Source organism: Rothia sp. P13129, assembly GCF_048512865.1.
Lineage (GTDB): Bacteria > Actinomycetota > Actinomycetes > Actinomycetales > Micrococcaceae > Rothia.
Genome location: NZ_JBLXYA010000001.1, coordinates 1 through 15,426 on the forward strand (window position 1 = coordinate 1; position 15,426 = coordinate 15,426).

Here is a 15,426-nt window from a genome sequence, read left to right on the forward strand (position 1 = left end):
TCCAACACAATTTTTGCCCCCCCACCACTCTTTTTATGAGGTTTTATACCAAATATTTTATAGTTGCCCCATACTACGAGCCTGCGCTTCAAGGCGAGCAATACGATCTTTCATCGGTGGGTGTGTTGCCATAAGTCGCTGTAAATCAGCTCCTCTAAAAGGCTGAGCAATCATCATTGACGCAGTATTAACTACCTTAGGATTCTCAGCAGACATCGGGTATCGACTCACCCCATGTTCTAATTTATGCAAAGCAGAAGCTAACGCAAGAGGGTCTCCAGTAAGTCGAGCGCCGTCTTCATCAGCATCATATTCACGAGTGCGACTAATAGCCATCTGAATCACACCAGTAGCGATAGGAGCTAAGAAGGATAGAAGTAAAGCTACAAGCATGTTCTGCCCGCGTCCTTCGCGATTTCCTCCCCCAAACATTCCGGCAAAACCCAGATATTGAGCGATAGACGTAATAACAGAAGCAATAGCTGCAGCGACAGAGCTGGTCAGAATATCGCGGTTGTACACGTGCATTAATTCATGTCCGAGGACACCGCGCATTTCTCTCTCATCTAAAAGTTGCAAAATGCCTTCGGTGCAACAAACTGCCGCGTTCTGAGGGTTGCGTCCTGTCGCAAAAGCGTTAGGAGTCATCGTCGGGGCAACATATAAAGCTGGCATAGGTTGCCCTGCTTTTGCAGAGAGCTCTTCAACAATTTTGTACAGCCCAGGGACTTGTTCACGAGTCACAGGATAGGCATTCATCGACCGAATAGCAACAGTGGCAGAGTTCCAGTAGGTGTACATTACGCTACCGACGCTCATCAGCGCGAATATCCAGATAAATGCACTATTGTTCATCATTGATGAGAGAAGATAACCGACAAAGAGCAGGAACCCAACCATTGACCCCATGAGGACAGAGGTCTTGAGTCCGTTGTGGTGGCTATGCATATTCTTCATTCCTTGTAGTCTTCTTTTCTTCAAAGAATATATGGAAATCCTGAATAATTTATTGATTTTTTCTCAAAAGATGGCGGTGTTCCCTGCAAGCGCAAGAGAACACCGCCATCTTAGGAGAGTTAGATTCTTGAACCGACGCTGGTCGCGTTATCGAGACAAGAAATTGATTCAATCTCACGGACGTTATAGAACGCAGCGAGGACGTAATAGGTGTATTCGGAGTTAAGCACAGCAGATGGCATCCACACGATATCGGTATAGATATTCTCTGCAGGGTCGCCAAATACGGTGTAGTTCAACACGCATTGCACGTTTGTTGGAATGTCAGTTCTCCCAAAGTCATCCCAAGGAATGCTACGACTCCATTGACGGTACGCCTCAGTTTTGTACCATCCAGGAACAATGCTGTCTTCCCCTTCGTGTTCTCCTGTTTCAGGTTGAGGGTTTTCTTCGGGTGTTCCAGTGTCTTCGTCTTCGCTAATAGGTTGTGGAATGAGCCCGTAATACGGAGGCGGCACGGTGTCATCTGGTTGAGTCGGGGTGTTGTTGTCTTCGTTGCCGTCCCAGAAGTTATCACCTGCTTCAGGTCGCCAGTAGCCGTCGCCGCTTCCACCGCTTCTTTCGTCATCTTCATAGGATGCACCAGGGTCTGCTGGTTCAGCTGGCTCAGCTGGTTCAGCTGGTTCGGTTGGCTCTGCTGGTTCAGCCGGTTCAGCTGGTTCGGTTGGTTCGTTTGGCTCTGCTGGTTCAGCCGGTTCAGTCGGTTCGTTTGGCTCTGCTGGTTCGGCAGGTTCAACCGGCTCTGCCGGTTCTGCAGGTTCAGTCGGTTCAGCAGGCTCAACTGGCTCGGTTGGTTCTGACGGTTCTGACGGTTCAGTTGGTTCAGCAGGCTCAACTGGTTCAGTCGGTTCGTTTGGCTCTGCTAGTTCAGTTGGTTCAGTCGGTTCGTTTGGCTCTGCTGGTTCAGTCGGTTCGTTTGACTCAGCTGGCTCAGCTGGTTCAGTCGGTTCGGTTGGTTCTGACGGTTCAGTCGGTTCAGCTGGTTCGGATGGTTCAGCTGGCTGAATAACAGGCTCAGAGGTGTCGTCAATTTTAGCGGATCGAGTAGCCCATTCACTATTACCAGCAACAGTCCCCGAGCCATCAGGCTCATGGGAATCTGTAGGCTCAGGATCAGCGACCTTCGCGCTATGCTCCCCCTCAATCACGGGTACAACTCCAGGTTCAGAGTCTCCCTGCGCAGCAACAGGCTGAGCAACATCCGCTGTCTTCACAGCATTGATGCTCGCAGGTTCTTGAGTGCTAGTAGTAATAACTTGAGGTGAAGTTTTCGGCTCTTCAACCTTTGTCTGTTGAACAACCGGAGGTGCTGGCACCTTTGTAGAAGAAGCAGGCTGTGTTACAGGAGCTTCAGTGACAACAGGTTCAAGGGGTGGAACATCAACAACACGCGGGGCCTTTGCAACAGCTTTAACAGGTGAAGATTTTTCAGTAGCTGGCGATGCTGGAGCGACTTCAGGCACACTTGCGTTAGATGTAGAAGGTTCCGACGTAGGAGCCGTAGTTTTTGATGCAGGTTTTGGTTGCTCTGTAGCAGGCTGTGGTTTTTCTTCTTTAGAAGCAGAAGATTGAGGCTGTTCTGCTGGTTTTGCAGGTTTTTCTTGAGGTTCAGAAACATCAGGTACAGGTGCTTGTGCGGGGGCAGAAGTGATACCTTCAGCGCTAACAACCGGCCGTTGAGATTCGATAGAGGCTTGTTGAGTCGAAGCAAGGAAACCTCCAGCGACAGCAACTGTTGCTACTGTCGCGGCAGCAACACCTGCCGCAGCTTGACCTTTAGTCCCCCATGTCTTGGGAGAGAGAAAATTGAGAGTTCCAGCGCCAGAAGCTCCGCTGCCACTAGCTGCCGCAGCTGAGGAGCCCATAAGTCCTGCACCAGCGGCAGTACCGCCAGCGGCAGCGGTGAAGGTTGGCGCAATGATTGCGAGCCCGTCTGTACCCCAGACAGAAAGACCGGCAAGAACAGGGAAAACCCAACTACGCATCGATTTGCTGACATCGACAAGGGAGAGGTATTCACCAGTACAGTGAGAGCACGCTTCAAGGTGTCCGCGTAAGGCGTCACTACGTTTTTGTGTTAATGAGCCTAAAACGTATGAGCTGATATGACTTGAAAAACGTTTGCAGTCCGCCGTTTTAGGAGTGTTTTGATGTGCGCGAAGGAAGCCTTCTTTAAGGCTATTTTTAGCGCGGAGGGATAGCGCCGAAACAGCGTTCGGGGAGAGGTTCATGGCAGAAGCAATTTCTTGAGGTTTTTTTGCCTCAATCTCAGTAAGCCATAAGACGGTCTGCCATCGTTCAGGCAACGAGGTAAAAGCAGAAATTACGTCGTCTGATTCGTGTAGTTTAACAACGGTTTCATCAAGGGTGCCCATTGCTTCAAGGTGTTCTTCTTCGCTAGGCACTTCGCGTTGAGACAATAACCCATATTCGCCTGCTAAGTGGGCGATGGTTGTGGCAAGATAGCCTCCCATATAGGTGCGGGGGCCTTTTCCATTTTCAAGTGCGTGCAGGATTCGCACAAAGCTCTCAGAGACAATGTCGTCTACACGGTGAGAGTCTGAAGTATGTTTAAAAGCAATAGCTTTCGCCATGGAGTTGTAACGACTATAGAGCTTGCTATAGGCCTCAATATCTCCATCGCGAACGAGCGATAGAAGAAACTCGTCAGTTTCTTCTGGGGTGCTAAAAGTATGTTGCTTTTGCATGTTCAGTTTCCTGCATTTCAGTGCAGCGCAGACACGCCAAATCTTGTTGCGCTGAAAACGATGGCTTTTTTCCACCAGTACTTAAGGCATTTAGCTGGGGGAAAATAAACCGTATGTGAAGTTTCCATTTTAGATAAAGTACCTAGATTATACCTAAATATTACGGCAAATACAGCCTAAGTAACACAACCACCGGCAAGCGCATCATTCCCTACTATGACGCCCAAACTTGCCGGTGGTCTTTACAGTGTTGGCGGGAGAACTTTTCATAGTTCTCTCACCATATGAGTAGGTATTCCCTAAACTACATGCCCTACCATGCAGATACCTACTATTTGTTATGTGATAAACAATCTCGGTTCCCTAAAGATATTCCGACATTGCAGCCCTTTTCTTGTGCAAAGACTCTAGCTTGCGTGCAGCGCCTTTACTGTTTTCAGCAAAGTTTTAGCAAGTGGCTTCCCTAAGTTATTCCACTCTGAATCGATTCGTAACCGCCGGTGCGTACAGACTCTGTGTCTGCTGCGACCCGAACATCGTTCTTTGCTGATTCAACGGTTTTTACGCCGTCACTTATTAAGAGCGATTGAGGGGCAAATCGTGACGCGAAAAAATAAAAAACTTTCCAAAAAAATTCTGCCCCACTAAAATAGTGCTTGTGACTAGGTGTAATAGAGAAAAAAGTTTTTTAGATTTTCTTGTTTTCAGCGGAAAACTTCGCGTTGGAAAACTTTTTTCACATTCTGCTATTATGAGTAAGTCATATCTGCTATTATGAAATAGTCAGAATAAACACTCAGGTGGACCATGAAAGGTGACCTTATGCATCACACCATGCAGACCCTCGACAGAGAGTCACTCACACAAGCATGGACAGCAACGCTACGCACCAAAGGCCGTCGCGTCACAAAGCAACGCCTAGCGGTACTCGTAGCAGCACATAAGCACCCGCATGCTACCGCAGAAGATATTGTTGCAGCCGTCCGAGAAGAGCTACCGACTATCACTGTCCAGTCTGTATACGTCATCCTTGCAGACCTCGTCAGTATCAACATGCTCCGCAAATTCGAACCGCCTGGAACACCTGCACTCTACGAAACACGTACTGCAGACAATCACCACCACGCCTTCTGCATCCGATGCGGAAAAGTTCAAGATGTTGATTGCGCAATAGGTGCTTCCCCGTGCCTCACACCCAGTGACCACCACGGGATGGCGTTAATCTCAGCAGACGTCCTCTACCAAGGAATCTGCCAAGACTGCCAAACAGAGCAAGAACGCTCCATGGCACAAGAACAACAACGCCAAGCAGCAGAACTTCACACACACTAATCACACAACAGGAACAGAGAGGGCCTTCCCCACATACGGCCCTCTCAACACCTCACAAAAATAAAGGAAGAAAAGTCATGACCGAAACTATCGGAACTTTTACCACCACAACCACAGGCACACCCGTTGCCTCCGACAACAACTCCCTCACCGTAGGTAACAACGGTCCTATCGTTCTTCACGATGCATACACCGTAGAAAAGCTCGCACAATTCAACCGCGAGCGCGTACCCGAACGTGTTGTCCACGCTAAAGGAACCGGCGCATACGGTGTTTTCAAAACAACTGAAGACGTCTCCGCATACACCCGCGCAGCACTCTTCCAACCCGGCGTAGAAACCGAAACCCTCGTACGCTTCTCCACGGTTGCAGGAGAACAAGGTTCACCTGATACCTGGCGCGACCCCCGCGGTTTTGCCGTTAAGTTCTACACCACTGAGGGTAACTACGACATCGTCGGCAACAACACCCCCATCTTCTTCATCCGCGACGCTATCAAGTTCCCAGACTTCATTCACTCTCAGAAGCGTCTACCCCAAACCGGTCTACGTGACAACGACATGCAGTGGGATTTCTGGTCACTTCGCACTGAATCAGCACACCAAGTCACATGGTTGATGGGCGACCGCGGTATCCCCAAGACCCTACGCCACATGGACGGGTTCGGCTCCCATACCTTCCAGTGGATTAACGCTGAAGGCGAGCGCTTCTGGGTGAAGTACCACTTCAAGACCAACCAAGGCAATGACTTCCTTACTGCTCAAGAAGCAGAAGAACTCGCAGGTAAAGACGCTGACTACCACCGTCGTGACCTCTTCGAATCCATTGACCGCGGAGAATTCCCATCATGGACTTTGCATGTTCAGATCATGCCTTATGAAGATGCTAAAAACTACCGCTTCAACCCCTTCGACTTGACCAAGGTGTGGCCACACTCTGATTACCCACTGATTAAGGTTGGTACTCTTACTCTCAACCGCAACCCGCAGAATTTCTTCGCTGAAATTGAGCAGGCTGCATTCTCCCCCTCAAACTTCGTTCCCGGTATCGCAGCATCTCCCGACAAAATGTTGCTCGGACGTATCTTCTCTTACCCAGATGCGCACCGTTACCGTGTTGGCACCAACTTTGCTCAGCTACCTGTTAACTCTGCAAAGGCGGCACCCGTCAACAACTATTCTCAAGACGGAACCATGCGTTACAGCTTCAACGACCCATCAGTACCTACCTACGCACCAAACAGCCTAGGTGGCCCTCACGCTGATGCTGAACGTGCAGGCGAAGGCTCTTGGGAAGCAGACGGTGAGCTTGTTCGTGCAGCAGCATCCTTGCACGCAGAAGACGATGATTTCGGTCAGGCACGCTCTTTGTACGCTGTAACCATGAACGATGAAGAACGTGCACGTCTCGTTTCTAACATCGCTGGACACGTTGGCGCAGTTCGCAATGACGATATTCGCGAGCGTGCGTTGAAGTACTGGGACTCTGTTCATGAAGAACTTGGAGCACGCGTTCGTGAAGCGATTGCTCAGATGAGCTAAGCTCGTGTACTCGCCCTAACCGTTTAGGGTAAAAGGAGTGGCTGTTACAAGATGATTCTTGTGACAGCCACTCCTTAGTTTAACTTGTAGTTTTGGTAGTTCTTGTTGACGCTAGATGGTCGTTTTTGTTTTCGCAACCAAGACGATTGAGCTTGCAGTAAGAGCCAAGGGCCTTGTCGTTGACACAATCTATCGGCAGGCTAAACTTCTTCCGGTAATCTAGCTCTTGAGATGTCGAGGTTTATTTTCTCGTACGTATTCGTCGAGATTCTCAAAGCTCTGTGACGTAACTTCTGCCGTTCCCAGAACCTTCTTGAGAGGTGCTGGTAGCCACCATGCTTTTTCACCCAGCAGATGCATTGTTGCGGGGATGAAGGTTGTGCGTACCAAGAATGCATCCATTGCCACGCCAATAGCTAGAGCAAAACCGATAGGACGAACAACCGTCAGGTGAGAGAATACGAAACCTGCGAACACAGAAATCATAATGACTCCGCAAGCCGTAACAACTTTGCCGCCTTGAGTATAACCAACTTTGACAGCTTCACGAGCGGTGAAGCCCTCACGATAAGCGTCTCTCATTCCTGAGACAATAAAAATTTGGTAGTCCACCGAGAGACCAAAAAGTACGCCCACCAGAAGAATCGGTAAAAAGGCAAGAATTGGTCCAGCATGAGTGACACCAAAGAGTGTTCCCAGCCATCCCCATTGATATACCAATACGACGGCGCCAAAAGCAGCCAAGGTAGACATTAAAAATCCGACGGTTGCCATTAGCGGTATGAGTAAGGATTTGAACACTACCGTCATAATGAGTAGACACAATAGCAAGACAACCGTCAGGTATAGGGGTACTGCCTGAGAAATACGATCAGATATTTCGATATTGGCAACGGTCTGCCCGCTTAAACCGATTTGTGTTCGAGTCAGGTTCTCTACCTGTGGTAAATCCTTATGTAGCTGATGAACTGTTGAGACTGTTTGTTCATCGGCAGGGCCAGTTTCAGGAGTCAACGCCACTACGACAACTGAAGAGTCTTTGCTAATGGCTGATACTGCCGCGGAGCGAATACCAGATATTTTGAGATGTTCGGCAACGTCAACGCCAATAGCATGAGCACCGGCCGCATCTGTGCCTACAGGCGTTGTTGCCACAGCATAGATTCTGCCATTTGCACCAGCTCCAAAAGTGTCAGCAATTTTTTCGTAGCTTCGGTATGCGGTGCTATCTTGACTCTGATATGAGCCGTCCGGTAGCCCAAGGCGTAGCGTTCCCATAGGGATAATTGCTAGTCCAAGCAGAGTCAATGATAAGACGGTCATCATAACAGGATGTCGAGTCACGAATGCGCCCCATCCGCGCTCAGCTTTCACAAGCTTTTCTTCTTTAGTGTGTTGGGGCTGCCCCTGCCCTAAGGTCTTTTGTTGTTGTGTAGAGAGAATACGCATACCGACAAGAGCCAATAACGCTGGGGTAAGAGTAATTGCTACCAGTACGGTAACGCCTACGGTAAAGGCGCCAGCTAGCCCCATAATGCTCAAGAAAGGGATACCTGTCAGGCTCAACGCAGATAGAGCAACGATATTCGTTGCACCAGCAAATACGACGGAATGCCCAGCAGTCATATTAGCTTTAACAGCTGAAATGATGAGTGTGTTTCCTTCGGTGAGGAATTCTCGATGTCGATGAATGATCAACAATGCATAGTCGATACCAACACCTAGCCCAAGCATTAACGCGAGAACTGGGTCTGTTGAGGTCATGGGAATGATGAGCGTGCTAGCAAAGACTAGTAGCACTCCAACACCACAACCTACTAGCGCAATTAGCACAGGAAGACCAGCAGCAATCACAGACGCTAAAGTGGCTAGTAGAACAATGGCTGCGACGATAAGACCGATAGTTTCTGAGGCGCCAAAGACCCCAGAGACATCTTGGGCTAGTTCGTTGCTGTAGTCGACGTCAATTCCATAGTTTTCTAGGGTGTTGAAGATGTCGAAGATTTTTTGACGTTGTTCGCTAGAGAGCGCTTGGACGTCTTCGGTAAAGGTGAGGGTGATAAGTGCAATATTGCCCTCTTTGGAGAGAACTCGTTCGCCGTTGGCAAGGTTGAGTTCTCGTTGAGCTTCAGCAAGTTTTTGTTCTTCCGTTTTGATACGGTCACGGCTTTGTTCTAGCTGTTGCTGCTGTTGAGCAAGCTCAGGGGCGTTTTGTGTCACCCATTCGGGTGATGAGTCAGGAAGCTGTGAAAGCGCCCCAGCGAGGGCTTGCTGTCCTTGTGCGAGCTCTTCTTTAGCGTGTGTGAGCTGTTGTGTGCCTTGTGCTAGCAGCTCAGCGCCATCGTCTAAACGTTCTTGCTGTTCGAAGGGGTCTGAGATTGAAGCGACTTCGGGGAGATCTGCTATTTCAAGAGATAGTTGGCGAATCTTCTGACGTTCTTGGTAATCAATGGGTTTGCCGTCGCGTCGAGAAAGCACAATAGAAGCAGAGCTAGTGCCAGCTTCTGGTATTGCATGGTGAAGTTTTTCGTTAACTTTTTCGAATGTGGCACCGGGAATAGCATAGTTACTTTGAGCACCTTGAGAGAAAGTTGCCGCAAAAATACCGGCGACGCCTAAGATGAGCGCCCAAACAATGACGACGAGTTTTGAGTGACGAAAACATGTTATGCCTAGCCACCTTAGTATACTCTCCACGAACCGCCCCTAATAGTTTTTAATTGTCATTTTTTGACCTAGCATGATGGTATATGCTTTGTCCCCAAAAGAGCGGTATCACGCGCTAATTACTGATATGTTGAGCCGAACGTACAATCTCGAGCAACTCTTGAATCTGAGCCATCGGCAACGTAGCTGACGGACTCAACGCGTTAATACGAACACCATCAGCACCCAAAGATTGAGCAAACTCGAGAACCTCCATGGCAGGAGCAGAACGCACCTGTAATTGAGGGTCAACTGAAGCCACCTCTGCAGCCGAGGTAAATACCAACATCGTCTGAGGTTCTTGCCCTTCAGGAACAGGAACGAAGAGAGGAGCCTCTTCTCCTGCTCTAACACCCATCAACAGCACGGAGCTGGGTGCCGTGAGCGCCGCTAGTAGACGTTGCATATCACCATCTAATAAAGCACTTTTAACGTGGATATTATGTGGAGTGCTCAACACCCACGCAACCTGCGGTTTCTCAATAAATGTTTCGTGTTCAGTGCCTGGGTCAATCACAACCACATCACAGGTTTTATCAGCTAAAAAGTCAAGATATACCTTGAACGCGTGCTCGCGAAGAATCTCTGGTTCAGAAGATGATTCTGTAAAGCGCGCATGAAATTCCTTGACATATTCGGAGCTGGAATAAAGGCATAGGGCACGCATATCGTTGGCAAGGCGAAGCACACGATAACGAATCGTTGAACGTGGGCCTATTTTTTGGGAGCCAGCAGGAACGAAAGTTGAATCACTAATATCTAGAAGGAAGTCCCCACCTAAAGAAGCTCTTAACACGTTAACTACCGTCGCGTCACTGCGTTCTTTGCCTCGAGCTTGAGACAGAGCTTCGCTCAGGTAAGGGTTAGGAACCTCACAAGAGTCCGTATTGGGTTCGTGGTCTCTTTTAAGTCGCCCTGATAAGCGCAATTGTGCCCATTGTGGAATCTGGCTTGCATGCCGAGGGAAGTGCTCGAGGTGATATCGCACGTCTTGGCGAGACATGCGCCCCTCCCCCTCCCAGTCTTGAGGCTCATCTTGACGATTATAGGCTGCCCCTATCTGATAGTCAGGTTCGGGCCAGTTCTCTGCAGTCACAATAACGGTGGCAGTAAACCATGTACCTTCGTGTTCATCGTAGGCAGCGTGTTGCAGGTTTTCAATCTCAGGAATGACGATGGAATCTTCTTTAATGGGCCCAACACTGCCAACGTAATCTTGTTCATCACGCGTTTCGGTAATACGAGCAAAGATGGTTCCGCTTAACGGTTTAATGTCAAAAACAAGTTCGTTCCACCCTGGTTCGGTTTTAACCGTGTTCAGAAGCCAACTACCAATACGGGTGAGAGCTTCTTGAACTTTCGCAGGGCGTTCTTCTCTGCGAAAACGAGGTGTGTTCGTCATAGGTGGTCTTTCTTGCTCAGTGCGCAGGTGATACCGATAGGGGAAGTTCGTATTCCTTGCCTTTAAAGTTTCTCTATCTCATTTATTAAAGCAATGTTTTGAGTAGTTTTTCTCTTTTTGACGGAATCTACTCATTGTTGAGTCTTCATAAGATTTTTAAAATGGGGACAATTCCCCTCATAATGGAGTGTTCTTGCGTACTCTTTCAGTATGGGGCGGTGGTGGTGACACCCCGTAGGTGTTTATCCATATATGTCAGATATTCTTCATAATTGTGTTTCTCTTTCTAAAAATGATGAAAACACTGGTTCTTGCAGAGATAAATACCAAAAATAGGGGTTCAGTAGACACAATTTTTGCTAGCCTTAAGCACATGACTAAAACACTGCAGGATTTGATTGACGAATCAATCTTTATTTCCACCGAATACCAGGCACGCCTAGCCGAGCTCAGTGGCGGATCTGAGTGGTCTGTGGACTTTTCAGCTCCGTCTTTCACCCTCCAGTCTGATAGCTCGGTCAAACTCACACCATATCTTTTAGGAACTGAATCAGAAAACCGCGGTTCTTGGATTTGGTCATGGCAAGAACTGGGACATTTCCCCGATTCTGTAGTTTCGGCAGCTATTCAGACAAGAGAGTCGGGAGCGCAGCACTCTATAGGTGAGCTGACCACAGATGAACTTCCACTCACTGAGGGTATTGCACGCCAGGTGACTCTTGCCGCTAAAGCCCTCACCGGCATCTACGCTCATTACCCTGTTACTGCTGGTGCAGGTGTTAAAGCGTGGATTCTTCTCGACGGTGACGCCTTAGAGCTTGAGGCTCCAACGATTAATCGTATGGGACGAGTCATGGCTCAAGCCCTCCAGACCAATACTGCTGTTAACCATCAGCGTGCCGTAGACTCCTATGCTCGTCTACGCGGCGCTCATATTGCTTGGGACACTGAGGCAACCGCTGTTATCACGACCACTGACGGTGCACTTCGTCTCTGGTTTGACGGCCAAAAAATCTCAGGTATTGAAGCAGCTGAGCCAGTTGTCGATTCTGCAGAGCTTAACCGTTGCGCAGCTCAAGCAATTGCGTTACGTGAACAGGCTGCAGCAGAACGCCAAGAAGTTGAGCGTATTGCCGCTTCCGAGGCTGCTGCACAGCTTGCTGCCCGTGAAGCAGAGCAGAAAGCTGCTCAAGAGCAAGCAGAACGCGAGGCTCAAGACCAGTTGGCACAGACTGTTCAAGAGCATGAACTACCTCAGACCCTTGAGGAGTCTTCTGAACAGACAGTTGAAGAAACAATCGAAGAGGTTGAAGGCGTCGTCACCACCGATCGTGTTTACCCTCATGCCGAGAAGCCTTACGATCAAGATCCTCAAGAGGATGCTCAGCCTGGTCGCATTACAACTTCTGCAATTGCAGACGAAGAAATTATCAGCGACACAGAAGAAGAACGTCCTGTGGCAACAGAACCTGTTGATGATGCTGATACATCAGAGCAAGAAGAACGTCCAAGTGCGTTCCGTGTTGCAGGTTCTGCTCCAGATCTTGAAGAAGAACAGCACGAAGAGGCACGTCGTCCACGACGTAAAGAACAGCAAGAGAAGAAAGGTTTCTTCTCTCGCTTCTTCGGACTATAGTCTTTGTCTTCTGTATAAGCACCCCCGGCTCATCGTGATGAGTCGGGGGCGCTTTTTCCCCTCTTTTTCTATTCACCTATTTTATAGAAATACGTACCCTTTATGTCTTCTTTTTCGACGCAGCAGACTTCGACTGCTTCTCATTCTTCACGGACTCGTTCTGGCCTCGTCTCAGCAATTGGTGCATACCTAATCTGGGGCACCTTTCCGCTCTATTTCGCGTTGACGCTACCTGCGACTCCTTATGAGATTGTTTCGATTCGTGTTCTTTTCTCGTTGTTGTTCTGTGCTGTCATTCTATGTTTTATACCGCACGGGTATCAGAAATTTTGGCAGGTTCTTAGCCGTCCCAAAACCCTTCTTGTGCTCTCTGCAGCCGCTCTACTGATCGGTGCGAACTGGTTATTTTATGTTATTGCTACGACGACAGGGCATACTCTTGATGCCTCTCTCGGGTATTTTATTAATCCGCTGGTTAACGTTCTTTTAGGGGTGTTCTTCTTACAGGAGAGGTTGCGTGTACTTCAATGGGTTGCGGTCGGTATCGCGGCGATTGCAGTGCTGGTCATGAGTGTACTTTATGGGCAGATTCCGTGGCTAGGGTTGGGTCTTGCTTTTACTTTTGCGTTCTATGGTCTTGTTAAAAATAAGTTAGGTGGCAAGGTACCGCCGATTGCTGCGTTTACTGTTGAGACGTTAGCGTTAGCTCCGGTAGCTATTGTGGTGTTATATGTTCTGTGGCAACAACATCATTTGACGTTATTGTCGGAGGGTACTGCTCATTTTTGGATTCTTGCAGCCTCAGGTATTTTGACGACTCTGCCACTTTTACTCTTTGCCGATGCTGCATCAAAACTGCCGTTGAGCCTTGTAGGAATCATTCAGTATATGACTCCTACTATTCAGTTCTTCCTCGCAATTTTAGTTTTTGGTGAACAACTTACGGCAGAGCGTTGGATTGGTTTTATTTTGGTGTGGATCGCGGTTGCACTCTTTACTGCTGATGCAATTCGGTCTTCACGGGTGAGAAGGCGTGCGGTTCTTAAAGCTGTATAAGTTATTGGAAGAATAAGTTTTTCGTATGTTCTGCTCGTCATAATGGTTTGGGGTGGGCTCTCAGATGAGAGCCCACCCCAAACCATTTTAAGAGTGTGTTGAGATAAGACGGCTTTTAGATGCTGTCTTCTTCCTCCTCAGGATGACGAGAGAGGTTGACTGCGGCAGCAGCGAGACCTCCCCAAATCATGAGGATTGAGATTGTCATCATCATAACGGCACTAGTTTCCATTGGTTAGGCCTCTTTCTGTGCGTTAGTACGAGTGGGGTCGATGTATTCGGTCATGACCTCGCCACCGCTGACAGGCTGAGCTGGTGGTTGTAGGGCAGCACGTGAGCTATTTGACCATGGCAGACGAGAGATAACGACAGCAATGACCACGAGCAAAATAGACATTGCCCATCCGAACGGGATTAAGAGTGAGTCGGGGTAGCCCTCGTAGGGAGTGTTGATGAGCTTGATAACGGTAGTAATCAAGGTGTACCCCAGCACTAGTGGAGTGATAACTGCTAGTAGTGCCATCCAGAGTCCACCCACTTTGATGGAACCGTGTTGGTTGAGGTGATCGCGTAAGGTGGGTAGGCCACGTACGAAGTAGGCAACGGTGATGATAGCGACAAGACCTGCAGCAAGAATACCGAAAGTGTTGACGAAGTTGTCGAGGATGTCTAGTACGTACAGGGCTGAGGTCGTGGACATGAAGACTGTGGAGATGAGTGCGAGAGGAACGATGACCAGTGCGGTCGCGTTACGTCGAGCCATTCCAAATTTATCTTGGACACCAGCAACAATAACTTCCACGATGGAAATCATGGAGGTGAAACCGGCAAAAAGAAGTGATCCGAAGAAGAGCAGTCCGATAACGGTTCCACCAGGGGCTTGAGAGATGATGGTGGGGAATGCGATGAAGGCAAGCCCAATACCGGAGGTTGCTACTTCAGATACGGCGGTTCCTGCAGCGTTTGCCATGAAACCTAATGCTGCGAAGACGCCGATGCCGGCAAGAAGCTCAAAGCCAGAGTTTGAGAATCCCACAACAGCACCAGAGCCGGTGAGATCAGCTTTAGGTTTGAGGTAAGAAGAGTAGGTAATCATGATGCCGAAGCCGACAGAGAGCGAGAAGAAAATCTGTCCGTAAGCGGCGACCCACACCTGAGGGTCAGCTAATGCTGCCCAGTTAGGGGTGAACAGTGCGTTAAGTCCTTGGAAAGCTCCTTCAAGGGTGAGGGAGTATCCGACAAGCACAACGAACATGATAATCAGTAGCGGAATAAAGAGAACGTTTGCAGCTCCGACTCCTTTTTGAACGCCGAGGGACATCACGATAAGTAGTACGGCCCAAATGAGTGCTAGAGGAATGAGGATTCCTGGAACGAAATCAAAGGATAGGGCGGGGTCTCCTACATGAAGGAATTCTCCGGTGAAGAATGAGGCGGGGTCTTCTCCCCAGCTACTGTTGAGAGAGAAGAGCATGTACCGCAAAGACCATGCAAGGATGGCTGCATAGTAGATGGCGATGATGAAGTTGATACCCATATGCCACCAACCGATGAATTCGGTTTTACGGTTGAGACGGCGGAAAGCAAGTGGGGAGGATGCGCGTCCGCGGTGTCCGATGGAGTAGTCGAAGAAGAGGAAAGGAAGCCCCGCGGTCAGTAGTGCTACGAGGTATGGAATCATAAATGCGCCGCCGCCGTGGTCATAGGCGACGTAGGGAAAACGCCAGATATTGCCCAGTCCAACTGCTGAGCCGATAGCGGCGAAGATAAATACTTTTCGGCTAGAGAAACTTTCGCGTTTCTTTGGTGCCTTTGCGGTTGCTCCCATGGAGTAATCCTCAAGTCGTTGTGTCAATGTGTGCATGTGTGTTTTACGTCAGGTTGCCTTATATGACGCACTTGCGTAAAAAATTTACTCTTTACAATGCCAGATTTATTGTCAAAATAACGACAATCTACAGCATTTCTCATTATTTGAGATAAACAGAGGGTGTGCACAGCAAAGACTCCCCTCATACTCAGATGAGA

The 15,426-nt window shown here is 48.8% G+C and carries 10 protein-coding genes; 4 read left to right on the top strand and 6 right to left on the bottom strand.

The features are described from left to right. Positions 1-57: 57 nt before the first annotated feature. On the bottom strand, positions 58-948 hold the full coding sequence (htpX, locus tag ACN081_RS00005; RefSeq protein WP_419102604.1) for a zinc metalloprotease HtpX: 891 nt from the start codon (positions 946-948) through the stop codon (positions 58-60). 128 nt (positions 949-1,076) lie between these two features. Next, positions 1,077-3,725, bottom strand: coding sequence for a sigma-70 family RNA polymerase sigma factor (locus ACN081_RS00010; protein ID WP_419106572.1), 2,649 nt, complete (start codon positions 3,723-3,725; stop codon positions 1,077-1,079). Between the two features lie 822 nt (positions 3,726-4,547). On the opposite strand from ACN081_RS00010, the gene ACN081_RS00015 reads away from it, so the two are divergent. Both ACN081_RS00015 and ACN081_RS00020 read left to right on the top strand, forming a co-directional pair. Continuing rightward, positions 4,548-5,057 (top strand): Fur family transcriptional regulator, encoded by a 510-nt coding sequence (locus ACN081_RS00015; RefSeq protein WP_419102606.1) that lies wholly within the window; start codon positions 4,548-4,550, stop codon positions 5,055-5,057. A gap of 77 nt (positions 5,058-5,134) precedes the next feature. Further along, positions 5,135-6,598: a catalase gene (locus ACN081_RS00020; protein WP_419102607.1), complete on the top strand. Its 1,464-nt coding sequence runs from the start codon at positions 5,135-5,137 to the stop codon at positions 6,596-6,598. 219 nt (positions 6,599-6,817) lie between these two features. Here the strand turns inward: ACN081_RS00020 and ACN081_RS00025 are convergent, their stop codons facing one another. Further along, complete coding sequence (locus ACN081_RS00025) at positions 6,818-9,295, bottom strand: MMPL family transporter (protein ID WP_419106573.1); 2,478 nt, start codon at positions 9,293-9,295, stop codon at positions 6,818-6,820. A gap of 85 nt (positions 9,296-9,380) precedes the next feature. Further along, a complete protein-coding gene (locus tag ACN081_RS00030; protein ID WP_419106574.1) occupies positions 9,381-10,706 on the bottom strand; it encodes an SseB family protein in 1,326 nt (441 codons plus the stop codon). A gap of 373 nt (positions 10,707-11,079) precedes the next feature. Between ACN081_RS00030 and ACN081_RS00035 the strand changes: the two genes are divergently transcribed. Together ACN081_RS00035 and rarD are read left to right on the top strand one after the other, a co-directional pair. Further along, the gene (locus ACN081_RS00035) at positions 11,080-12,342 is read left to right on the top strand and encodes a DUF6882 domain-containing protein (protein ID WP_419102610.1); all 1,263 of its coding nucleotides are present in this window, start codon (positions 11,080-11,082) and stop codon (positions 12,340-12,342) included. A 102-nt stretch (positions 12,343-12,444) separates the two neighbouring features. Further along, positions 12,445-13,398 carry an EamA family transporter RarD gene (gene rarD / locus ACN081_RS00040; protein WP_419102611.1) on the top strand — a complete coding sequence of 318 codons (954 nt, stop codon included), beginning with the start codon at positions 12,445-12,447 and terminating at the stop codon, positions 13,396-13,398. Between the two features lie 115 nt (positions 13,399-13,513). Here rarD and ACN081_RS00045 read toward each other — a convergent pair whose 3' ends face one another. Next, positions 13,514-13,630, bottom strand: coding sequence for a methionine/alanine import family NSS transporter small subunit (locus ACN081_RS00045; RefSeq protein ID WP_419102612.1), 117 nt, complete (start codon positions 13,628-13,630; stop codon positions 13,514-13,516). A 3-nt stretch (positions 13,631-13,633) separates the two neighbouring features. Next, the gene (locus ACN081_RS00050; RefSeq protein WP_419106776.1) at positions 13,634-15,226 is read right to left on the bottom strand and encodes a sodium-dependent transporter; all 1,593 of its coding nucleotides are present in this window, start codon (positions 15,224-15,226) and stop codon (positions 13,634-13,636) included. Positions 15,227-15,426 lie beyond the last annotated feature (200 nt).

Coding starts and splice junctions, on each gene's coding strand:
- rarD (WP_419102611.1), top strand. CDS start 12,445: ATGTCTTCTTTTTCGACGCAGCAGACTTCGACTGCTTCTCATTCTTCA.
- ACN081_RS00045 (WP_419102612.1), bottom strand. CDS start 13,630: ATGGAAACTAGTGCCGTTATGATGATGACAATCTCAATCCTCATGATT.
- ACN081_RS00050 (WP_419106776.1), bottom strand. CDS start 15,226: ATGGGAGCAACCGCAAAGGCACCAAAGAAACGCGAAAGTTTCTCTAGC.
- ACN081_RS00010 (WP_419106572.1), bottom strand. CDS start 3,725: ATGCAAAAGCAACATACTTTTAGCACCCCAGAAGAAACTGACGAGTTT.
- htpX (WP_419102604.1), bottom strand. CDS start 948: ATGCATAGCCACCACAACGGACTCAAGACCTCTGTCCTCATGGGGTCA.
- ACN081_RS00030 (WP_419106574.1), bottom strand. CDS start 10,706: ATGACGAACACACCTCGTTTTCGCAGAGAAGAACGCCCTGCGAAAGTT.
- ACN081_RS00015 (WP_419102606.1), top strand. CDS start 4,548: ATGCATCACACCATGCAGACCCTCGACAGAGAGTCACTCACACAAGCA.
- ACN081_RS00020 (WP_419102607.1), top strand. CDS start 5,135: ATGACCGAAACTATCGGAACTTTTACCACCACAACCACAGGCACACCC.
- ACN081_RS00035 (WP_419102610.1), top strand. CDS start 11,080: ATGACTAAAACACTGCAGGATTTGATTGACGAATCAATCTTTATTTCC.